Here is a 21,020-nt window from a genome sequence, read left to right as displayed (position 1 = left end):
TATCCTCCCCTTTGTATAGAACACTTCAGCCCTTCACGGCTCCCAGCATGACACCTTTGACAAAATACTTCTGCACAAACGGATAGATAAGCAAGATGGGCACCACGGCCGCAATGATAGTCGCCGCCCTTACCGATTCTGCGGCCGTATTCATCATCGACTCCGCATTGGCCAGGTCCATTCCCATCTGGTCGGTAATGATCTGCATGAGGTAGACCTGCAGCGGAATGAGATTGCGGTCGGTAATGTACATCAAGGCCTGGAAGAAGCTGTTCCAGTAGCCCACGGCGTAGAACATGGAGATTGTGGCGATTGCCGCCATCGATAATGGAGCATAGATGGTGAACAGAATGCGCAGATTCGACGCACCGTCCATCTTGGCCGATTCCTCCATATCATCGGGCACGCTGCTGAAGAAGTTTTTGAGCAGGATCAGGTTGAAGGGCGCCAGCGCGACCGGAAGAATGAGCGACCATAGCGAATTGGTGAGCGACAGCCCCTTGACCACTAGATAGGTCGGAATGAGACCCCCGCTGAAAAACATCGTCAGCACATACAGAAACATGATGGCACGCCGGTGCGGCATGATCTTGCGGGATAACGGATACGCCGTGAACATGGTGATCAGGATGCTGATGGCTGTTCCGACGACGGTAATGAAGATGGAGTTGCCAAATGAAATCAGAAACTGCTTGTTGTTCAGCACGAATTCAAACGCGCCGGTCTGGAATCCCTTGGGCCACAGCGTCACTTCCTTGGCGAGCACATAACGGTCATGACTGAGCGCCTTCGCCAGCACATGGATGAACGGCAAGAGCATGCTCAGACTGACCAGCGACAAGAACATGGCATTGACGGTGCGGAACCATTGCTCCCCCTTCGTCTCCTGCATAGCAAGCCCTCCTTTCCAAGTGGTTTCTCACGGATGATTAATAGATGCCCTCTTCCCCGATTCGTCGGGCAAACGCGTTGGCGAGAATGAGCAAGACGCAACCGACTACGGATTTGAACAGCCCGGCCGCCGTCGTGAAGCTGAATCGCAGCTCGCCAAGTCCAATTCGATAAACATAGGTATCAATAATGTCGGCCATCTCGTACACGGACGGATTGTACATCATCAAGACTTGCTCCATGCCGACGTCCAGCAGGTTGCCGATCCGCAGCAGCAGGATAACGATGATGGTTGCGCGTATGCCGGGAAGCGTCACATGCCAGATTTGCCGCCACTTGCTGGCCCCATCGACGGTAGCCGCCTGATAGAGTTCGCTATTGATGCCCAGAATGGCTGCGAGGTAGATGATGGCACCCCAGCCCGCTTCCTTCCAGACGTCGGAGAACACCAGTACCCCGCGGAACCACCAGCCGTCGCCCATGAAGAAGATCGGCTGGCCGCCCAGCGCGACGATGATCCGGTTGACAATACCCGAGCCGGGCGACAGCAGATCCATGAAGATACCGCCGACCACGACCCAGGAGATGAAATGGGGAATGTACGTGATCGTCTGGATCGTGCGTTTGAACACCATGTGGCGAATCTCATTCAGCAGCAAGGCCAAGACGATCGGGGCCGGAAAGCCGAACACCAGCTTCATCAGACTAATCACCAGCGTGTTGCGGATGACCCGCGGAAACTCGTTGAAGGCGAACAGGTTATAGAAATGCTCCAAGCCTACCCACGCACTGCCGAACACACCTTTGACCAGGTTATAATCCTTGAAGGCAATGATGACCCCGTACATCGGTGCATACTTGAACACCAACAGAAAAATCAGTCCCGGGATCGACATCAGGATCAAATCGTAGGCACGCGTGTATTGTCTAATGCCCAACCCCTTTTTCATTCACTTCCCCTCCTATCCTCAATCTCTCCACTCTCTATCTCTGTATCCCAGGCTGATGAAAAAGAAAGCCTACAGTCACGGATCGTTCTTCCGATCGCTGTTGTCCCCAGGTGTCTTGGATAGTGTGCGACCTGCGGTAGACACCCGGGGACAAAGGCGAACGCTTCGCTTCTCCAGATTCGATTCCGTGCCTCTCCGGCTATTCTTCATCAACCTGATATCTGTCTCTGAGATAACTATAGCGCTTTCATGTATAAGCCAAAATAACAGTACGATGACTTCGCATGCAACTCTGATGACTTTAGCGGTTATGCCGCTTTTGTTGCGCGATCGCATGGGGGGAGCAGTTAACTAACGGCCCGCAGACGCGCACGGCGCATGGCCTGACTGCGGGCTGCGGGCGGATTTAACTGCCGTTTGGCAGGTATTTCGGCGCTCAGGCCCCATCCGAGCTCATCCAGCTGCCATCTTGCAGGTATTTCGCTCCATACCCGCCGCACGCACCATACCAGCCACGACGCACTATCCAACTGCCGTTTGGGCAGGTATTTCGGCGGCTCGGCATTCTAACGGCCACCAGCGCACTTATTTGAGCTGTTTTGCCCGGCTTCCCATCCTAACGGCCACCCGTGCACTTATTTCAGTGTAATTAGGCTAAAACAGGCTCCGACAGAGCAAATAGGTGCTTATATGGCCGTTACATTCTCGAACTAGCGATTTAAAGCGAAATAGCGGCCTGGGTGTCCGTTAGAGCTGATACAGGTTGAAATAGCAGGAGTCGTGTTGGTGAGATGATAAGGTGCAGAAGCCTATTGGGTATACTCGCCTGGTTTGACGCCCCAGTACTTTTGGAAGGTCTTCGAGAAATAATTGACATGCCGGTAGCCGACCTGCTCGGCGGCTTCGTAGACTTTGAGCCCCTGATTCAGCAGCTCCTTGGCCCGCTCCATCCGCCTGCGGATCAAGTAATCGCTGAATGTCATCCCCAGCTCTTCCTTGAACAGCCGGCTCAGGTAGGAGGCATTCATGTACAGCATGGAGGAAACCTTGTTGAGGCTGATCTCATCTCCCAGATGCGCATCAATGAGATGCAGCATTTCCTGGACGGTCACCTGGGTCCCGGAGCGTCTGCGTTCGGAGGCATAGGTGCACCACCGGATCGTCATCCGGCGCAGCCAGTCGTGAATCTGCTCCCTCGTCTTCAGTGCGCCGATATTCTCGAACAGGACAAAATCCTCGCCTGCCACCTCGCTCAGCAGCCAGTCACGCTGATGGGCCAGACGCGCAAACAATCCGCTAATCTGCAAGAGTGCCTCGCGAATGCCGGTCACGGTAACAGGCGGCACAAAGGCAGCCTCCACGAGCGCCGCGACGGTAACGAGCGCTTCCTGCTCCTCGCCCACCTCCAGCTGTGCCTCCAGCTTCTGTTCGAGCTTGGCCAGCGAACGCCAGGCCGGATCGGCCGTCTGTCCCTGCCGGTAGGGAATCGCCAGATTATTGCCCAGCACCGTACGCTGCAGAAGCGCCTGCTTGGCTTGGCGGTAATGGTCCGGCAATCTTTCCGGCAGGGCGACGATGGAGCCGATGCCTGCGCTCGCGGTCACTTTGAGACAGCTCTTGACTGTGTCGAGCAGCCCTACGACACTCTGATTGATGCGGTGATAGATCTCTTCCTCGACGCCATCCGGGGGAACGCGGAAAAGAGCGACCGTAGGTCCCTCGTCATTTTGCCAGGTGCGACAGTCCAGCGCTTCCGTATACTCGCGGGCGATACTGTGCAGGGAAAAATAAAGCAGGGAAGCATCCTTGGCCGTGTAGCGCGCATCCTCCTCCTGGATGGGATCGATGTCCAGCACAACGGGGACAAAAAGGATTCCAGCCAGCTCCAGTTGGACATTCCGGCTCTTCGTCTCGATTTCCCAGGCATTGTACCGCCCCTCGGCCCAATTTTTCAAAAATACATCCTGCAGCTGCGTCAAATGGGCTTCCCATTTGGACTTCAACGCTTCGTAATTATGCTTGGCTCGCAGTTCTTCATTCCGCTGGCTGGCTGCAGCCTGAACGCTCTTCAGAATGTCCTCGTTGCTAGCCGGTTTAATCAGATATTGGATGACGCCGTAAAGAATGCTCTGCTGGGCATACTCAAAATCCGAATGGCCGCTCAAAATAATGATTTTGACATGGGGGTAGCGGGCGTGGATTTCACTGGCCAGCTCCAGTCCCGACATCTCCGGCATTTCGATATCTGTTAACACAATATCCACCGGGAATTGATGCATCAGGGCCAGCGCTTCCCCGCCGTGCGTGACGGCGCCGGTGAGCGCAATCTCATGCTCCTCCCACGGAATCATGCCGACAATTCGCTCTCTGAGCCGGATCTCGTCTTCAACGACCAACAGATTCATGCTCCATCTCCCCCTCTTCCTCTAATGGAATCCAGACGTTCACAGTCAGCCCGCGCTGCGGGTGATTCTCTAGCTCCAGCCCCGCCGCCTCGCCATAATACAGCTTCAAGCGCGACTGCACATTGGTCAATCCGAAGAAGCGGGTTGGTGGGATAGACTCCTCTCGCTCCTGCAGCAAGAGCCGCATCTGGTCCACCGTAATGGCTGCCAGACGGGACTGCAGCTCTTGGCACACTTCGACAGGCATGCCCAAGCCGGTATCCTGCACTTGAATGAGCAGCATGCCATCTACGATGGAGGATGCAATGCGCAGCTCGCCCCCCGCTTGCCGCTTTTCCAAGCCGTGAATGACCGCATTCTCAACAATCGGCTGCAGCAGCAGCTTCAGAACAGGAATTGACCGGGTCTCTTCCGCCATCTCAATCTGCACCTCGAAACGATCCATCAGCCGGAGCTGCTGGACACGAAGATAATACATCAGATGCGCCATCGTCTCCTCAACTGTGAAGCGATCCTTCCCTTTGCCCAGACTAACCCGGAAAAAAAGCGCCAAATTGTAAACCATGTCGCTAATCTCGCGCTCTTCATGCTCCAGGGCGACGGAGTAGACGCTATCAAGCGTATTGTATAGAAAATGGGGATTGATCTGGGATTGCAGCAGACGGAACTCCGCCTTCGCGAGCCGGAGCTGTTTCTCGTAATCTTCCTCCACCAGGACTCGCTGTTTCTCCGCCATCTGATTGAAGCTGTCCATGACGTACCCGAACTCGTCACTGCGACGATGGGGGATTCGGGTCTTGAGGTTGCCCAGGCTGAACTGATTCATCGCCCGCGTGAGGCTCGTCAGCGGCTTGGCAATCCGATTGTAGATAATCCAAGAGATCAACACAGCCAGGAGAATACTGAGGACAATGATCAGGTAGGTGTAGGTGCGATTGTGCTGAATGCTCCGCAAGACCTCAGCCTCTGGCAGATCATACTGGAGCGTCCAGCCCATTTTGCCGGTGACCTCGACTTGAAAAAGCTTCGTATCCGCTACGACTTCTCCTAACTCCACTGCCGTCTGCCCGTTGTACCGCAAGGCAATGCTCGCCTGCTCAGAAGACAACAGTGGCGCGACAATGTCCTGCAGCCGCCGCTTGTTGATCGATACCAGGACAAAGTCCGAGCGGCTCGTCTGGTTCAGAAAATCGACACGGCGAATCATATAAAGACGTTCCCTCTCGAACATCCCCGTACCGTCCGTGATCCCGAGCGAGGTCGAATTCGGAAGATACACATAGCTCGAACCTTGCCGGCGTGAATGCTCCATTCGGTACCACATTTCCTGCTGGTACCCGTCCGTCCGGTAAAAACCGCGATCCGAAGAGAGCACATAGCCGCTGGAGCCGTGCAGCACGATCGCTTCATCCAGCTTGCTGGATACCCGGCTCATCGTATTGAGATCCTGCTGTACGGTGCGCAGATCAAAGAGCGATTCGGGCGAAATCGACACGCTTGCACTGTCCATGGCCTGGATGACGTTCTCGTTCGTGCTAAGCAGAAGTGACGCCTCATCAAGATTTTCCATAATCAGATCGATGTACGTCATCGAGGAGGCTAAGGCGGAGGCCGTCTGTTGGCGGGCCTGGCTCTCCAGTGCCGTCTCGGCTTGGGCATTCACATAGAGACCGACAGCCGTTAGGGGCATCAGAATGGTCAAGAATAGTAAGGTGAGTCGGAACTGTATGGATTTCAAGCCCATCGGGGCGCCTCCTTCGTTTGACCAGGTCCTGTCGTTAGAAAAAAAGGCCGCCTTGCTCAGACGGCCTTGTGGATATCAAGACTACTATAGCGCAGCATGCGCCTGTTGAACACCACAGTTTCATGACTCTGAAGGCAACTCTGATGACCCGCTTGCTCTACACAGTAAAAAAAGACGGGAATATTGCCAGCTCACGTGATAAATTACCTTGCCAAGCTGGCGTGAAGTCGGTAGAATTCGAATGGGCATACTAACAATAGCACCCTATTTGAAGGAGAATCTTAGCATGATTAGAAAAGAAATCGGGGTTCATGAACGACCTCCCCTCCGGCAGAGCCTGCCGCTAAGCTTTCAGCATCTATTCGCGATGTTTGGCTCGACGGTATTGGTTCCTAATATTTTGGGCGTTGATCCGGCGATCTGTTTGCTGATGAACGGCATCGGCACCTTGTTTTACCTGTGGCTGTGCCAAGGCAAAATCCCGGCTTATCTGGGGTCGAGCTTTGCTTTTCTTGCTCCTGCTGGAGCGGTTGTAGCTAGTGCATCAGGCGGGGGGTACGCTGCGGCCCTAGGCGGTTTTATCGTTGCAGGTGCTATCTTTACAGCTGTCGCGCTTCTTATCACCGTTGCAGGGACAAAATGGATTGATATTGTATTTCCCCCTGCTGCGATGGGGGCGATCGTCGCAATCATTGGTCTGGAATTGGTACCGGTCGCAGCGCGGATGGCAGGTTGGATTCCTCCAGCCGATGTAGATCCCGACCTGTGGACGATGGACGGAAAAGTCGTCTTTCTGTCGACTATCACGCTACTCATTACCGTGTTTGGATCGGTTCTGTTCCGCGGGTTTATGAAAATCATCCCGATTCTGTTCGGCATTGTGGCAGGCTATTTGATTGCCATGCCGCTTAAACTGACGAATTTTGAAAAAGTAGCCGAGGCAGGCATTATTCAGGCCCCCACGTTTACAATGCCTGTTTTCGAGTGGACAGCGATTATCGCCATTGCACCAGCGGCCCTCGTGGTTATTGCTGAGCATATCGGACATCTCGTCGTGACCGGCAATATCGTGAAGAAAGATCTGTCCAAGGATCCGGGCCTGCACCGTTCAATGCTGGGTAACGGCCTCTCGACCATGGTGTCGGGCTTCGTCGGAGCTACGCCTAATACCACTTACGGTGAGAATATCGGCGTGCTCGCCATTACCCGGGTCTATTCAACCTTCGTCATCGGCGGCGCTGCTGTTATCGCGATTCTGCTGTCGTTTTCGGGCAAATTCTCCGCACTGGTTGCTGGAATTCCCGAAGCGGTCATGGGCGGCGTGTCGCTGCTACTGTTCGGCGTCATCGCCGCATCCGGCCTGCGGATGCTGATCGAAGCCAAGGTCGACTATAGCAAGCCGACCAACCTGTTTCTGACGACGATCGTGCTCGTCACCGGACTCAGTCATGTGGAGGTAAAGTTTGGGGACTTCTCCCTGACAGGTATGGCCCTCGCTACGGTCGTAGCCATCCTCTTCAGCCTGCTGTTCAAGCTTTTCGAGGTGCTGCGTATCTCCAACGATGAAGAGGGCGCGGGACACTAGGCTGACCTGGTAACACGTCTAACAACGCCCCCGGCTCCCCGCCGGGGGCGTTTGGTTGTTCTGGCGCCCGTGCGTCCAATATAATAGTAAGTAGCAAAAACATTAAGGAGGCGTGTCTATGACGCAGCAGATGAGCAACTGGGATGAAGCGCAGATTCCGTCCCAAGCAGGAAAGATCGCCATCATCACCGGAGCGAGCGGCGGGCTCGGACTGGAAACCGCCCAGGCGTTAACCCGTAAGGGTGCGACTGTCATTATTGCCGTGCGCAGCGCAGACAAGGGCAATAAGGCCAAGGCCGCGATTCGCAGCAGTCAGCCGGATGCGGACGTTCACGTCATGCCCCTGGATCTGGCAGATCTCGATAGCGTCCGCGCTTTTGCCGAGAGCTTCGCCTCGTCTTACACGTCCCTGGACCTTCTCATTAACAATGCGGGAGTCATGATTCCGCCTTACAGTCAGACCAAGCAGGGCTTTGAGCTGCAGATGGGCACGAATCATTTTGGCCATTATGCCCTGACAGCGAGATTATTCACACACTTGAAAGGAACGCCCGGGTCACGTATTGTCAACGTCTCCAGCTCCGCCCACCGGATGGGTAACCTGAACCTGAACGATCTTGACTGGCAGGAGCGCAAGTATAAGCCTTGGCAGGCTTATGGCGACAGCAAGCTGGCAAACCTGTACTTCACCCTAGAGCTGGACCGGCGCATCAAAGAGGCCGGACTCGATGTGGTTACGACCGCCGCACACCCCGGTCTTGCCCGCACCGAGCTGGACCGCACATCCGGCGGCGTGAAGCTGTTCTTCCGGCTGTTCGGACAGGATGCCGTAATGGGCGCCCTGCCTACACTGCGCGCGGCGGTGGACCCGCAGCTGCAAGGCGGCGAATACATCGGACCCGGCGGCCGGATGAAAATGAAAGGCTATCCTGTGCTGGAGGCCCCCGTCCCCTTGGCCTTCGACGAGAAGATCGCCCACCAGCTATGGCGCATCTCCGAAGAACGCACCGGCGTGACCTTCGATTTCTCGCCGCTGCCCGCACATATCCTGCACTGACAGCACGGATAACACCGATAGCACGGACCAAGCTGCCAGACCGCACGAACAGCCCGTTTCTCCGTACTGCTGACTGTACGTGGAAACGGGCTATTCTTAATGAGCCGACTATTGCTGGATTAGAGTGTTTTTTCCGGGTCTTGGGGAAAGGTTGTTACAGTTATAATTGGCATTGTCTTCTACCACCGCAACGGTTCGTAGTTCTTCCAGAGCAGCCAGCGTCCGGTCTCGCGAATCGTGCCAGTGCCAATCTCATAGTCGCTGCGCTTGGAATTCGTCAGGTCGATGCGGTGCAGCATGCCTGCATAGGTGCCGACATGCAGCTCGCGCCCATCGATACTCAGGTGCAAACCCGAGAGCGTTCCTCCGACAAAATAACGCCAGTGCTCCGTCCCCTCATTCGAGAGATACCGCAGGTAGCCGTAGGCATCACCAAGGATACAACCATCACCATACGCCACCCCGGCATAGACGCGCATCTCATGGTTCACCACCGTCTGCTCATCCTCTCCTGCAAGGCTGTCTGCCTCAGCAAGGGGGATGGTTATCGTGTCACCATTATAGAAATGGCAGGCGTTGAACCATACGTGGCTGCCGTCCGCAGAGAACAGACTGAAGTGCGGGTAACTGGACTGCGGCTCGTATTCGTGCCGGACCCCCTGCTCCCAATCCTCCAGCAAATGATCGCTGTCTTGCCCGCCATAGGCGAGCCAGCGCCCATCCGGCGAGACCGCGCCGTGAACCATGTCTACATGGACCTCATCCAGCTTCCACTTCTGCATGCTCTCCTGGGAAGGATAGAGTACCAACACCTGCCCATTGGCCCGCAGCTGGTAGATTCCCTGCATACTGACGAGCAGAACCTGCTGTCCGTGGTCAAAAGGAATCAACTGCTCCATGCGACCTTCCGGCTCCTCTTCATTAGCCAGTGATGTCACGTCCCCCAACTGCTCCTGCACCTGCGAGCGGAATGTCTCCCAAGTCAGCGAGAAGACCTCTTCTCCTGCAAGAGTAGTATCCGGCTGTTTAAGGACACGAATGCCGGAGCCCTCCGATACCGCCAGATAGACTCCATCATTGGAGCCGCCTGCCATAGCAATGCCGGAGAGCTTCCGAGCGCGTTCCTCTCCCGCTATAACCAATGTATTCGGTTCCCAAGAGGCCCCCGTCCGTACAAGGACTTCCCCGTTGGGCCAGACGAAGAGTGGTTTGATGCTCTGAGTCTCGTCCTTGAAGGCCTCCGTCAAGGGCCAAGTCGCCGGTGGCAGGTACTCACGCAGCTTGTCCACCTCACCCGCCTCATTGGCAGCGACAATCATCTTCACCGCCTTATGAGCCAGTGGCGGACGAGCGTCATCCTCAATCTGCTCCTCCAGCTCCCAGTCCGTCTCCATACCGATGCGCACATATTCATTGACATCTCCTGCATAACGCTTGCCTTCCTCACGCCAGGTCTGTGCCGTTTCCTCCTGCAACCAGTTCATCCTCATCCTCCTGTCTGATGCGATATTTCCAGTTTATAGAAAAGGCATTTAAATGCCATCGTACCATGGACCCAAAATGGCGATTCATCAGGGGCAATGTTTAGCCAGATATTGCGCCGGGGCCCCGAAAACTTATTCGCTATTACCAGGCAGGTCTGGCCCGGGCGAATCGCAAGTCCTTGTGCGTTTCCTCACATCCTGAGCCGGCATGACATGCTATGCTCTAAAAAGAAAGTCATCCGGACAGTCTTACATGATAAGGAGGGAAAGCGGAATGAAAACCTCTCGATTCGTAATACTGGGGATTGTGGTACTAGCCGTTGGGATCTACTGGCTCGTGGCACAGCAATCACAGCCGGCCCTCCAGCAGCAAGCATCCCCTGCATTGCCAACTGATGTGAAACAGGTTGTTGAGCAGCTCAGTTCAGGCATACTGCCGGCACGAAGCGCCTCCATTGATGCCAGACAACTCACCCTGATTTCCGGTGATGATGCCCAAAATGTTTTCGCGCTGCCTGCCGAATCGTTTTTTGTCTCAATCGCTCCGTATCTGCAGGACACACACCCCTGTGCTATTCATAACCTGGCTGGCTGTCAGGGGGAACTGGCGGGGGAAGCCTTCGCAGTTTATGTTGTTGATGATACCGGCCGAGTCCTTGTTGATGAACAGATGCTCTCGCATCCGAACGGGTTTATTGACCTCTGGCTGCCGCGGGATCAGAGTTTCAAGATCAGCATTACTCAGGATGGAAGAAGCGCTGACGCTGTGATCTCCAGCTTTGATGAGGATCCCACCTGTATTACAACGATGCAGCTGAGCTAGCACGGTACGCCTCCTCTTCTACTCAAGCCAATTGGACTGCATGACGCAGCTAGCCCCGCACCTCTAGGATAGAGGGCGGGGCTAGTTCGTCTGTCCGTTAAGACATATACGTATCTACAAGCTCATAACAACGTTCTTTGGTCATACTGGCCATGGCCATCATCTGTTCGACGGGCTGCAAGGTGCCACCTTCTGAACCTGCCGCTTCTTCTTCTGCTTGTTCATCACGCAACGCGGTCCATTCCCGCTGCTCCTCGCGCAGTTGATCCATCTCGACATCGGACAGCTGTTCCTCAAGCGTCATATAAATCTCATTTAACGCGTCGTCCCAGCGCTGGAACTCCTCGCCTGCGGCTTCGCGCATGGAAGCGGTCGTGCCCTCTTCATACATCGCCTCGACGTCGTCCATGTTGGCCTCAATATCATCCAGCATCGCGCGGTATTCCGCCTGGCTGCCGGCAGCGCCAGTATCGTTAGTCCCATTCTCCCCTGCCGTATTATCCGGTGCAGGCTCTTCCACAGGCGGCGTCTCATCCTCCGGCGGCGGAGGTGGCGGCGTGTTGGTTCCTGTATCAGCCGGTGGAGTAGTATCCTGCGTATTATTGCCATCCGTGGCGTTGCCGCATCCAGCCAGCAGCATCCCGGCAAGAAGTACGACGAAGATTTGCTTTTTCATGCGTCATCACCCTCTTTTTGAATTTGAAGCCATCCTTGGCAACTTATACCCCCTTACCCTCTCCCGGCAAAAGAAATCATATGTCCCGGATTTTTGAGGCCATTTGCCCACAAACTGCCTTTGACTTCGAACGTATGTTCGTAATATAATATGGATATGTAAGGAGGAGAATCGTATGGATGTAATGGACAAACTAGAAATCCTCACCGCCTCAGCCAAGTACGATGTTGCCTGTACCTCCAGCGGCTCCCGCCGCAAGGGCGAAGGCCCCGGCATGGGCAGCGGGGCCGGGATGGGCATCTGCCACAGCTTCTCATCGGACGGACGCTGCATCTCGCTGCTCAAAGTTCTCATGACTAATGGCTGCACCTTCGACTGCGCCTACTGCGTCAACCGCAAGTCCAACCCGATTCGCAGAGCCGCCTTCACACCACAGGAGCTTGCCGATATAACAATGCAATTCTACCGTCGCAATTATATAGAGGGGCTGTTCCTCAGCTCTGGCATTATGCGCAATGCCGACTACACCACGGAGCAGTTGATTGCCGCTCTGGAGCTGCTGCGCTACGAATACCATTTCACCGGCTATATCCACGTCAAGGCCATTCCCGGCGCGGATGAGAAGCTGTTGTCCCGGCTCGGTCTGCTCGCAGACCGGATGAGCGTCAACATTGAGCTCCCTTCCCAGGACAGCCTGGCCAAGCTTGCTCCCGACAAGAGCAAGACGTCGATTCTGAAGCCAATGGGCGTCATTCGTGAGCGAATCCACGAGAACCGCGCCGATCTTGTTAAATATAATCACACCCCCAAGTTTGCACCCGCTGGCCAGAGCACCCAGATGATCGTCGGAGCAACGCCAGACAGCGACCACCAGATTATGATGCTGACGCAGGGGCTGTACAAGAACTATAATCTGAGGCGCGTTTTCTTCTCGGCGTATACACCAGTCGTGGAGGACTCGCTGCTGCCGTCGCTGGACACCAAGCCTCCCTTGTTGCGGGAACACCGGCTGTACCAGGCGGATTGGCTGCTTCGCTTCTACGGCTTTCGAGCGGAAGAGCTGCTGAATGAGCAGAACCCCAACTTTCACCCGCTTCTGGACCCCAAATCGAGTTGGGCTATTCATAACCGGGAGCAATTCCCCGTAGAGATCAATAGTGCACCGTACGAAATGCTGCTGCGCGTACCCGGTATTGGCGTCCGCAGCGCCCAGCGTATTGTAAGAGCGCGCCGGGCGGGGGCGCTCGATTTCCAAGCGCTTAAGAAGCTCGGGGTCGTCCTGAAGCGGGCCCGCTTCTTCATTACCTGCCGGGGCAAGCTGCTGGACGGAATAAAAGTCGGCGAGCATACGCTGATCCGGACACTGATGTCTGGAGGAGAAACCGCGTTGCCGCAATCCCAGCCGGAGCAATTGTCGCTGTTCGACGACCAGCAATTCTCGGCTCTGCGCGTTGGTGGCTCCTCTTGGCTGCAGGGCTGAGGAAGGAGAGCATCGATATGACCAGGACGACCTCCCTCGCCTACCAATATGACGGGACCTTCGACGGCTGGCTGTGCTGCGTGTTCGAGAGCTATCTGTGGAAGGAGATGCCGATCGCCATTCACTCGGCGGAGGACCCCCAGGGTCTGCTGCTGGAAGCCAAGTGGATCGAGACCGATCCCGAGAAGGCGGCTCGCGTACGGCGGTCGATGCCGGAGAAGATGGGACCGGAGGCCACGGAGTGGATCCGCCTCGGCTTCTTGACCTGTGTGGCGGATAAGGAGCTGCTGCTGCTCCGCTTCCTGCGTCTGGGCTATACGCACGGTCCCACAGTGATGGACAGACTGGCGGATGACACGGTGCATGCGCTGGGCAAGGCGATTCAGCAGCTGCGCCGGGAGAGCCATGATTATCTGGCGTTTCTCCGGTTCTCGGTGTACGGTTCGGTGATGGCTGCGATCATTGAACCACGAAACGAAGTGTTGTCTCAGATTGCCGAGCATTTCTGCGAACGGTACCGCAACGAGACGTTTCTGATCTATGATCAGACCCACAGACAGGCAATTGTCCATCGCCCGGGCCGGTACGAGATCATCCCCTTGGATGAATGGGCACCGCCTGAGCCAGATGAAGCCGAAGAAAAATACCGCAGGCTCTGGAAGGGATTCTATAATGCCGTCGGCATCCGGGAGCGCCGCAACCACAAGCTACGCGCCTCCCACATGCCCAAGCGTTATTGGCGGCTGCTGCCGGAGATGCAGGTCGGCTGGCGGGCTGGCGCCCACCAGGGGAATGCGTCCCATGAGTATGCGGCCGATCTTAAGCTCCGATCCGTCAAGCCACGCAGCCGGTTACGCTCTACCCCCGGGCCTGAACAATACTAATCACTCTCACCAAAAATTCATTTACTTTAAAAGTAATTCATGGTAACGTATCCTAAATGCGATGAAGAGAAGAGTAAACAGGCTGATGTATCTCAGAGAGCTCCGGTAGCTGAAAAGGAGTATAGATCACTTGTTGAACCAAGGCTCTGAGCAGCACATCGAAACGAACTCAGGGATGATGTGACAGGTGCTTCTGTTATCGAGCACGAGTATACTCATGTACTCACAAAGGCTCATGTGGCAACACATGTGCGAACTTGGGGTGGCACCGCGATCCAATCGCCCCCGGGAATTCCTATTCCCGGGAGGTGATTTTTTTTTGATTTTGTCTTCTTGAAGACATAAATCTGTTTTAGAAAGGGTGCCCCCATGAGTTCAAAGCCTTTCGCGTATTGGAAGTATGCTGCAATCCTTTTATTTGGTATCGGTCTGTCTAACGTTGGGGCGTGGATTTATTTCATTGCGTTAAATTTAATTATTTTGGATATGACAGGCTCCCCCCTCGCGCTAGCGATCCTCTATATGATGCGACCCTTGGCAGGTCTAGTCACCAACGCATGGTCCGGCAGTCTGGTCGATCGGGTTAATAAAACGAAAGCTTATGATTGTTCTTGATATCATCCGGGCTATAATGATTGGCCTCTTGCCATTCTTCACATCCGTGTGGATCATTTTCGCCATGGTATTCCTCATTCACATGGCTAGCCATGTGTTCGGCATAGGCGCCTTCATCTATGTAACAAAATTAATCCCTGAAGCGATGCGGCCGCGTTTTAATTCGTTGCACACGCTGCTTGGTTCAGGCTCATTCCTCATTGGGCCGGCTATCGCAGGACTATTGTTCATGATTGGCACCCCGGTAACCGCCATTTATATCAACGCAATGGCCTTGTTGATCTCCGGGTTCATTACCTTCCTGTTGCCGAACATCGAAGAGGGTGAACCGAGCCCGCAACACCAGTCCTCGCACTTTTCATTCGCCGTATGGAAATCTGACGTTCATCAAGTCATCCATTACTATAAGCAGCATCTTCTTGTCATGGCTATATGCCTTTTATTCGGGGGCCTCACGGTCGTGATGGCTTCTTCAGTCGACTCCTTGGAAGCTGCATTCTCGACTCTCGTGCTAGGCCTTACCGAAAGCGAATACGGCGTACTTGTAAGTATCGCAGGTGCAGGTATTCTTACCGGGTCAATGATTAACACCTTTATCGTTACGAGGGTCCGACTTGCGACCTTGATTAACGTCGGAGCCCTTGGCAACTGTCTAGGTTATTTGATCTATGCATTCTCGGATTCTTTTCTCGTGGCAGCGATAGGCTTTTTTGTGCTTGCCTTCTTTCTAGCCTTTGCCAACACCGGGTTTGCAACATGGTATCAAAAAACGATACCTATTCATCTGATGGGGCGAATCGGAGGATTCAACGGCCTGATCGAATCCCTGCTTACGTTGGTCGTGACATTGTTATTTGGTGTTCTGGCTGAGATGGTGCCCCTTAGAAGCGTAATTGTCGGTGGTGTCTTGATGATGCTGGGGTTAGGCGTTGCTCTGACGGCATTCAATCGGGAGGCTCAACCGAATCATCGAACGGTACAATTCAAGCAACGATGAATCCACAAAAAAACCTGCAGCAAAGCCGACATAACGTCGATTTGCTGCAGGTCACTCTTTATTAAGATACATTTAGAAGTTATTGTAGATCCGCTCCGCCGTCACTTGACCGCTCGCTACATCTTCAGAGGTGAAGCCGGATACCGCATTGCCAACTTTGAAGTCCTCGCTCACCAGTTGCTCAGACAGCGGCGGTGCAGTTGGGCCCGAGATCCCATATTCGGTCGCATCCGTTACCGTCACCCACAGCTCGCCAATGCGGAAGCTTGTGCCGTCGGCACTGACTTCGTCAATGATCCCGTCAATGTTGACCATTTGTTTGGCCGTAGTAGGCGCCGGTTGATTCTCGACAACGGCAGTACCTGTACCTGGTGCAGGCGCCACTGGCTCGCTGCCTCCGTTGAAGGCATAAATACCCAAGCCCAATACCGCGCATGCCGCCACGCCTGCCGTCCAGGCCGTGAGTGTTTTTCTTTTCCGTGTTGTTGGTTGTGTTGTTGTCATGGTATTTGCTCCTTTAGCTGTCGTTTTCTGATTTAATTTAAGCTTCTGTATGGTGCGTGCCTCGAAATCTTCGCTTCTCCGCAACTGGTCCAGAGCATCCTTGTAGCTCGGCTTCTTCTTCATGCTTCCATACCTCCTATCGCTCCTCGGAGCTGAGTGCGGCCGCGTGCCAGCCATGTCCCTACGGTCGCGGGCTTAGCATGAAGAATATCCGCGATCTCCTCCAGGGAATAACCTTCGTAATAATGCAAATGGATGGGAATGCGATATTTTTTGTCCAAGGATAATACCGCCTGCAGGACCGAGTATTCATCCTTGGGGAAATACGCCAGGTTGTCCGGAATGGGGGTTCTGCTGCGGAACCAACCGGCCTTCAGCATATTTTTGCTTTTGTTGATCGCTGTCCGGATCAGCCATGCCTTCTCATGCTCGTCGCTCTCAAATACAGGCGCGGTCTGAAGATAGGTTAGGAATACGTCCTGCGCTACTTCCTCGGCATCGGCCACATTTTTGAGATACGTAAACGCGATCTTGATGAGATTGTCCGAATAGGTGACCACAGCTTTGCGTACGGATTCATTGAGCTCATATGAATCGTGCACCTCAAATCCCCCTTTCACTAGTAATACAACTGAGCACCCGATTATTTTTCACGCGAACAAAATTTTTTAATATGATTCATCGTACGCCTTGTGGTTGACGGCAGGCAAGAACATCCCCTATTGTTAGGAGATATTGATTTTTGGAATAGTTGGGGGATTGTGGATGACGGGAAGCAAAAGCAAATTATGGACATGGGGCATGCTGCTGGTCATTGTTGTATTGATCGGCATGATGACGGCGAACTGGTTCTACCAGAATCGCAGCGAAGCCGTGTATAATCGAATTTTTAATCAGGATGGATACAAGTTAACCTTCATAGAGGAGGGTGTTGAAGCGGAATTCTTCTTTAAGCCGGAGTGGATTCCGGAGCAAGAGGATGAAGTGAACGAACTGGGACTTGTTATCGAAGAGAAGTATGATACTTCAATTGTCTTGGATAAAGTGGGGAAGCGGCGGGATGACTTCTACTTGCATTTAACCCTAGACCCGCATCTGGAACGCAGCTCAGGCTATGTCCTGTCCACGAGGCTTCATGAAAGTAACCGTTCTCTCATTCACGCGAATTCGGTCCGTTGGCAAATCACCGATACTGCAGGCCAAGACCTCCTGGGGGGCCAATTTGGAACTGGGGACGGTCCTGGTTCATTAGCCGCCATCGTCGTTTCCGATGAATACCGCGACAAGTTCGCAGACGGGGCAACCATTCGTTTTTCTGGCTATTATTCGTACTGGTATGAGAAGATTCCCGGCGAGGGCACATCCCCTTCCTTATGGTGGCCGCTCTTTAATCTTCTTCTGTTCAGCCTGCTGGTCATCTTGTATCGCAGACGTTCCACGGATGAAGCAGGACTGGTCTTCAAAATCGCTGGCTATTTCCTACTCGGTGCCTTCACCTTCAATCTGAATAACGTTGGCCTGCCACTTGGCTTTGTCATCTACCTGCTATTCTTCCGCCACCCACCCACCAACCCGGAGATCAAGCAGCAAGCGGCGCTGCTGGGACTTGTCCTGTATATCTCGCAGTTCTTATTCGGACGAATATAGATACGCAAGCGTAAATCGCAAATAAAGGAACTAAGACAACGAAAGAAGTCTCCAGCTAACCTGCGTCAGGTTAACTGGAGACTTCTTTGTCATCTGCTCGTTCTAGACCTCGCTGAATACGCCCAAGTATCGAACCTCATCGGAGATCGGCGTCAGTACATGCTCCTCCAGCGAGTTGAAATAGACGGCGTCCCCCGCTGTCAGGGTATACTCCACTGATCCGACTTGGTACTTCATGGTGCCTTCGAGCACATAGACGAATTCCTCGCCACTGTGAGAGAACACATGCTTCTTCACTTCTCCCTTGCGGGCAACAAAATAATAAGGCTGCATTTTCTTGTCCGCCCGGCCGGCGGCAAAGGCGTAAAACGAGTAGCCTTTCTCCGTCTTGATCCAGTTATCGCGATCCTGCACATGCGAGGCCTGGGCATAGAAGGTGCGCGCCTCCTGGTTCTCTTCCAACAGATCGGACACCTTCACGCCCAGCGATTCAGAGATCTTAACCAAGGTCGAGATCGGCGGCGTGGAGACACCGTTTTCAATTTTGGAGAGCAGGCTCTTCGTGAAGCCGCACTGCGTCGCGATGTCCTCCAGCGTACGTTTCTGCTGCTTGCGTATCATTCGGATGCGTTGCCCAAGTGACATAGAGATGATTTCCTTTCTCCGTGGTCTGCCAGTGATCGGCGATGCGCCGTCCAGCGGCACTATGCCTCTATTATAATCGTTAACAGACCGGAAAGAAAAACAATCCTCGCTGGCATTCTTATTTTGACTCCATCAATCGGTCGTAGTTGGTCTGATAGATTTCCACAATCTCTTCAATATTCATCCGTTTCAGTTGCTCCACATAGGCATCCCATTCCGCATCAATATTACCGCGCATGACCCACTGAGTGAACTGGCTGTCGATATAACCGTTCTCTTGGAAGAGCTCCGGTTCCAGTACAGCAAGACGATTCACGTCCTCTTCATCCATCATCAGACGAGGATAGACCTCCTCCGGTGTAAATGGCGCATACATCTCCACCAGCTCACGCTTCTCCTGCTGCGACGGACGACGCTGAATGAGGTCACCGATGATATATACTGCTCCGGGCCCCGGCGTCTCTTGTACCCGAAAAGCAGCTTCGGCTGTACCTTCCGGTGGCCAGTGAAGACCAATTTTTCCATCGTCCGTGTCATACAAATGACTGCCGAAAGGCCCAAAAGCATGCTCCACGCTGGTCCGTTCTTCATAGACATGATCAAGCCAACGCATCGTCAGTTCCGGATAGGGATTCGTATTGGTAATTGCAAATGAGCCTACTGTCGTTCCGCCGGGCTGTCTAGGCCAGAGTTGATGTCCTTCCGGACCCTTGAGCGCTGGAATCGGAACATAATCCCAGTTTTCTCGCTCCTGTCCCCACAACACTGAACGGCTCCATCCGAATAACACACCTACTGTGCGCTCGTCAGCCCGGATTTTGGCATCATATACTTGCCCTTCCTGGGAGAATACTTCCGGGTCAATTAATCCCTCTGCATATAGTTTGTGCACGTAGCTCACATATTCTTTGTATTCCGGTTCCATCGGCGTGAAATACACCGTACCGTCCTCGACATAGAAGCGGTTTGTACCGGTAACCAACTTGCCAAAAGCACCCGTGAGCGCCTCTATACCACTGATTGAGTCGCGTGTTCTGAAGCTCATGGGAATCTCGTCCGCCTGTCCGTTCCCATTCAGGTCAGCTCCTTTAAACGCTTTCAGAACCTCATACAGTTCATCTGTTGTCTCCGGCACATCCATGCCTACCTGGTCCAGCCAATCCTGATTCACGAACATGGCCGCGCTGGCTTCTGCAGCCGGGTCAAATTCATTGACATGCGGCAACGAGTAAATATGACCGTTAGGCGCTGTGATCAAGGCTTTAATATCCGGACGTTCCTCCAGGAACGCATGAAGATTCGGAGCATATTCCTCGATCATGTCCTCCAGCGGGATGATGAGTCCCTCAACGCCGTACTGTACTACCTCGTTATTGCTCAGCACACCCGTGCCATAGAACGCATCCGGCAGTTCGCCGCTGGCGAAGATCAGATTTTTCTTCTCTGCGAAATCAGGCCCTGTCGCCGTAGTCCACTGAATCGTCATATTGGTTTTATCCTGCAGATCTTTGAATACCTGCATCTCACCAAACGGTTTAATGGCGTTGGCATTGCCCTGAGCAAAGAATTCAAGTTCAATCGTCTCTTCCAGCGGAAAAGCGCTGGCCGCGTCTACATCCGGTCCATTCCTGGTGTTGTCTGACGAACAAGCGGTCATTCCAAGCGCCAATGCCATACTTGCCAGAACAATGGATTGCTTACGCATATTCATGTCCCCTCACCTTTAATTTTGGATGTTAACCTTTAATGGAGCCAATCATCACGCCTTTGATAAAGTAACGCTGGACAAATGGATAGAGGATGAGCACCGGCAAACTGGAGACGATGACGACCCCGTATTTAATCAATTCAGAAAAATCCTGCAGTTGTGCTGCATCTTCGACGTTCATGAGCTCTTGGGCTGAGTTGCGGACAAGAATCTCACGAAGTACCATTTGTAACGGATACATCGACTCATCACGCAGATAGATTAATGCACTAAAATAAGAGTTCCAATGCACGACGGCACTGAACAAAACCATAACAGCGATGATCGGCAGCGACAGGGGCAATACAATCCGCAGGAAAAAACGGGTGTTATTGCAGCCATCCACCTTGCTGGCCTCTAGCATCTCAATGGGTATCGTCGATTCAAAATACGTGCGGACGACAATGAGATGATATACGCTGACGGCATTGGGAATGACTAGCGCCCACATCGTATTCAGCATCCCCAGGTCGCGAACAATCAGATAGGTCGGAATGATCCCACCTTGGAAGAACATCGTGAAAACAATCAACAATGTGATGATGTTACGGCCGGGAACATCCTTGCGGGATAAAGCATAACCACCCGTCATTAGCAACGCGACATTAATAACAGTGCCGACAACGGTGTACAAGGCTGAGTTGCGGTAGCCGTTCCATAACGCTTCATGTTCAAAAATCTTGCGGTATCCTTCCAGGGTCATATCAACCGGCCAAAACCAGACTGCACCCGTGTTAACCTTGACGGGATCGCTGATGGAAGCAATGATAATAAAATAAAGCGGATACAAAACAAGAGCCAGTACGAACAGGAAAAACGTCACATTGAGTGCGTCGAAGAGCCGGTCGCCCTTGCTTCGATTCATAAGCATACGCTACACACCTCC

Annotated in this window: 18 protein-coding genes, 1 pseudogene and 1 other annotated feature; of the genes and pseudogenes, 7 read left to right on the top strand and 12 right to left on the bottom strand. The window is 53.6% G+C overall.

Going from position 1 to position 21,020, the window contains the following annotated elements; all coding sequences use genetic code 11:
* Positions 1-25: 25 nt before the first annotated feature.
* The 5 genes from F556_RS0122780 to F556_RS0122765 all read right to left on the bottom strand — a co-directional run bounded on the left by F556_RS0122780 (position 26) and on the right by F556_RS0122765 (position 5,990).
* Complete coding sequence (locus F556_RS0122780; protein WP_020619310.1) at positions 26-892, bottom strand: carbohydrate ABC transporter permease; 867 nt, start codon at positions 890-892, stop codon at positions 26-28.
* Positions 893-929: 37 nt separating this feature from the next.
* The gene (locus tag F556_RS0122775; protein WP_020619309.1) at positions 930-1,841 is read right to left on the bottom strand and encodes an ABC transporter permease; all 912 of its coding nucleotides are present in this window, start codon (positions 1,839-1,841) and stop codon (positions 930-932) included.
* Positions 1,842-2,188: 347 nt separating this feature from the next.
* The gene (locus F556_RS38620; RefSeq protein ID WP_211222631.1) at positions 2,189-2,371 is read right to left on the bottom strand and encodes a hypothetical protein; all 183 of its coding nucleotides are present in this window, start codon (positions 2,369-2,371) and stop codon (positions 2,189-2,191) included.
* Between the two features lie 279 nt (positions 2,372-2,650).
* Entirely contained in the window at positions 2,651-4,246 is a 1,596-nt protein-coding gene (locus F556_RS0122770) for a response regulator (RefSeq protein WP_020619308.1), read from the bottom strand.
* Positions 4,227-5,990 carry a sensor histidine kinase gene (locus F556_RS0122765; RefSeq protein WP_020619307.1) on the bottom strand — a complete coding sequence of 588 codons (1,764 nt, stop codon included), beginning with the start codon at positions 5,988-5,990 and terminating at the stop codon, positions 4,227-4,229. Before F556_RS0122765 ends, F556_RS0122770 begins: the two co-directional genes overlap by 20 nt.
* 286 nt (positions 5,991-6,276) lie before the next feature.
* On the opposite strand from F556_RS0122765, the gene uraA reads away from it, so the two are divergent.
* Positions 6,277-7,575: a uracil permease gene (uraA, locus tag F556_RS0122760; protein WP_020619306.1), complete on the top strand. Its 1,299-nt coding sequence runs from the start codon at positions 6,277-6,279 to the stop codon at positions 7,573-7,575.
* 118 nt (positions 7,576-7,693) lie between these two features.
* Positions 7,694-8,632, top strand: a complete 939-nt coding sequence (locus tag F556_RS0122755; RefSeq protein WP_020619305.1) for an oxidoreductase — start codon at positions 7,694-7,696, stop codon at positions 8,630-8,632.
* A gap of 179 nt (positions 8,633-8,811) precedes the next feature.
* Here the strand turns inward: F556_RS0122755 and F556_RS0122750 are convergent, their stop codons facing one another.
* Complete coding sequence (locus tag F556_RS0122750; protein WP_020619304.1) at positions 8,812-10,116, bottom strand: hypothetical protein; 1,305 nt, start codon at positions 10,114-10,116, stop codon at positions 8,812-8,814.
* A gap of 274 nt (positions 10,117-10,390) precedes the next feature.
* On the opposite strand from F556_RS0122750, the gene F556_RS0122745 reads away from it, so the two are divergent.
* Positions 10,391-10,939: a CueP family metal-binding protein gene (locus F556_RS0122745; RefSeq protein ID WP_020619303.1), complete on the top strand. Its 549-nt coding sequence runs from the start codon at positions 10,391-10,393 to the stop codon at positions 10,937-10,939.
* Between the two features lie 97 nt (positions 10,940-11,036).
* On the opposite strand, the gene F556_RS36570 is transcribed toward F556_RS0122745, so the two are convergent.
* Complete coding sequence (locus F556_RS36570) at positions 11,037-11,615, bottom strand: lysozyme inhibitor LprI family protein (protein ID WP_020619302.1); 579 nt, start codon at positions 11,613-11,615, stop codon at positions 11,037-11,039.
* Positions 11,616-11,790: 175 nt separating this feature from the next.
* On the opposite strand from F556_RS36570, the gene F556_RS0122735 reads away from it, so the two are divergent.
* From F556_RS0122735 to F556_RS34940, 3 genes and pseudogenes are all read left to right on the top strand, one after another.
* Positions 11,791-13,095, top strand: coding sequence for a putative DNA modification/repair radical SAM protein (locus F556_RS0122735; RefSeq protein WP_020619301.1), 1,305 nt, complete (start codon positions 11,791-11,793; stop codon positions 13,093-13,095).
* 17 nt (positions 13,096-13,112) lie between these two features.
* Complete coding sequence (locus F556_RS0122730) at positions 13,113-13,979, top strand: TIGR03915 family putative DNA repair protein (RefSeq protein ID WP_020619300.1); 867 nt, start codon at positions 13,113-13,115, stop codon at positions 13,977-13,979.
* A gap of 52 nt (positions 13,980-14,031) precedes the next feature.
* Positions 14,032-14,269, top strand: a binding site (T-box leader).
* A 79-nt stretch (positions 14,270-14,348) separates the two neighbouring features.
* A pseudogene (locus F556_RS34940) lies at positions 14,349-15,591 on the top strand (MFS transporter).
* A gap of 72 nt (positions 15,592-15,663) precedes the next feature.
* Here the strand turns inward: F556_RS34940 and F556_RS36565 are convergent.
* Together F556_RS36565 and F556_RS0122715 are read right to left on the bottom strand one after the other, a co-directional pair.
* Positions 15,664-16,218, bottom strand: a complete 555-nt coding sequence (locus F556_RS36565; RefSeq protein WP_020619298.1) for a hypothetical protein — start codon at positions 16,216-16,218, stop codon at positions 15,664-15,666.
* The gene (locus tag F556_RS0122715) at positions 16,215-16,697 is read right to left on the bottom strand and encodes an RNA polymerase sigma factor (protein ID WP_020619297.1); all 483 of its coding nucleotides are present in this window, start codon (positions 16,695-16,697) and stop codon (positions 16,215-16,217) included. The genes F556_RS36565 and F556_RS0122715 overlap by 4 nt, the downstream gene beginning before the upstream one ends.
* Before the next feature lie 163 nt (positions 16,698-16,860).
* Between F556_RS0122715 and F556_RS0122710 the strand changes: the two genes are divergently transcribed.
* Positions 16,861-17,742 (top strand): hypothetical protein, encoded by an 882-nt coding sequence (locus tag F556_RS0122710; RefSeq protein WP_020619296.1) that lies wholly within the window; start codon positions 16,861-16,863, stop codon positions 17,740-17,742.
* Between the two features lie 102 nt (positions 17,743-17,844).
* Here the strand turns inward: F556_RS0122710 and F556_RS0122705 are convergent, their stop codons facing one another.
* From F556_RS0122705 to F556_RS0122695, 3 genes are all read right to left on the bottom strand, one after another.
* Complete coding sequence (locus F556_RS0122705; protein WP_020619295.1) at positions 17,845-18,387, bottom strand: helix-turn-helix domain-containing protein; 543 nt, start codon at positions 18,385-18,387, stop codon at positions 17,845-17,847.
* Positions 18,388-18,505: 118 nt separating this feature from the next.
* Complete coding sequence (locus F556_RS34930; RefSeq protein WP_020619294.1) at positions 18,506-20,092, bottom strand: extracellular solute-binding protein; 1,587 nt, start codon at positions 20,090-20,092, stop codon at positions 18,506-18,508.
* Positions 20,093-20,123: 31 nt separating this feature from the next.
* A complete protein-coding gene (locus F556_RS0122695) occupies positions 20,124-21,005 on the bottom strand; it encodes a carbohydrate ABC transporter permease (protein WP_020619293.1) in 882 nt (293 codons plus the stop codon).
* Positions 21,006-21,020 lie beyond the last annotated feature (15 nt).

Source organism: Paenibacillus daejeonensis DSM 15491, assembly GCF_000378385.1.
Lineage (GTDB): Bacteria > Bacillota > Bacilli > Paenibacillales > Paenibacillaceae > Paenibacillus_D > Paenibacillus_D daejeonensis.
This window is presented reverse-complemented; position numbering and strand designations above follow the sequence as displayed.

What these genes read in the sequence shown, in the direction of transcription:
- F556_RS0122780 (WP_020619310.1), bottom strand. Translation starts at nt 892, where the DNA reads ATGCAGGAGACGAAGGGGGAGCAATGGTTCCGCACCGTCAATGCCATG.
- F556_RS0122775 (WP_020619309.1), bottom strand. Translation starts at nt 1,841, where the DNA reads ATGAAAAAGGGGTTGGGCATTAGACAATACACGCGTGCCTACGATTTG.
- F556_RS0122770 (WP_020619308.1), bottom strand. Translation starts at nt 4,246, where the DNA reads ATGAATCTGTTGGTCGTTGAAGACGAGATCCGGCTCAGAGAGCGAATT.
- F556_RS0122765 (WP_020619307.1), bottom strand. Translation starts at nt 5,990, where the DNA reads ATGGGCTTGAAATCCATACAGTTCCGACTCACCTTACTATTCTTGACC.
- uraA (WP_020619306.1), top strand. Translation starts at nt 6,277, where the DNA reads ATGATTAGAAAAGAAATCGGGGTTCATGAACGACCTCCCCTCCGGCAG.
- F556_RS0122755 (WP_020619305.1), top strand. Translation starts at nt 7,694, where the DNA reads ATGACGCAGCAGATGAGCAACTGGGATGAAGCGCAGATTCCGTCCCAA.
- F556_RS0122750 (WP_020619304.1), bottom strand. Translation starts at nt 10,116, where the DNA reads ATGAACTGGTTGCAGGAGGAAACGGCACAGACCTGGCGTGAGGAAGGC.
- F556_RS0122745 (WP_020619303.1), top strand. Translation starts at nt 10,391, where the DNA reads ATGAAAACCTCTCGATTCGTAATACTGGGGATTGTGGTACTAGCCGTT.
- F556_RS36570 (WP_020619302.1), bottom strand. Translation starts at nt 11,615, where the DNA reads ATGAAAAAGCAAATCTTCGTCGTACTTCTTGCCGGGATGCTGCTGGCT.
- F556_RS0122735 (WP_020619301.1), top strand. Translation starts at nt 11,791, where the DNA reads ATGGATGTAATGGACAAACTAGAAATCCTCACCGCCTCAGCCAAGTAC.
- F556_RS0122730 (WP_020619300.1), top strand. Translation starts at nt 13,113, where the DNA reads ATGACCAGGACGACCTCCCTCGCCTACCAATATGACGGGACCTTCGAC.
- F556_RS36565 (WP_020619298.1), bottom strand. Translation starts at nt 16,218, where the DNA reads ATGAAGAAGAAGCCGAGCTACAAGGATGCTCTGGACCAGTTGCGGAGA.
- F556_RS0122710 (WP_020619296.1), top strand. Translation starts at nt 16,861, where the DNA reads ATGACGGGAAGCAAAAGCAAATTATGGACATGGGGCATGCTGCTGGTC.
- F556_RS0122705 (WP_020619295.1), bottom strand. Translation starts at nt 18,387, where the DNA reads ATGTCACTTGGGCAACGCATCCGAATGATACGCAAGCAGCAGAAACGT.
- F556_RS34930 (WP_020619294.1), bottom strand. Translation starts at nt 20,092, where the DNA reads ATGCGTAAGCAATCCATTGTTCTGGCAAGTATGGCATTGGCGCTTGGA.
- F556_RS0122695 (WP_020619293.1), bottom strand. Translation starts at nt 21,005, where the DNA reads ATGCTTATGAATCGAAGCAAGGGCGACCGGCTCTTCGACGCACTCAAT.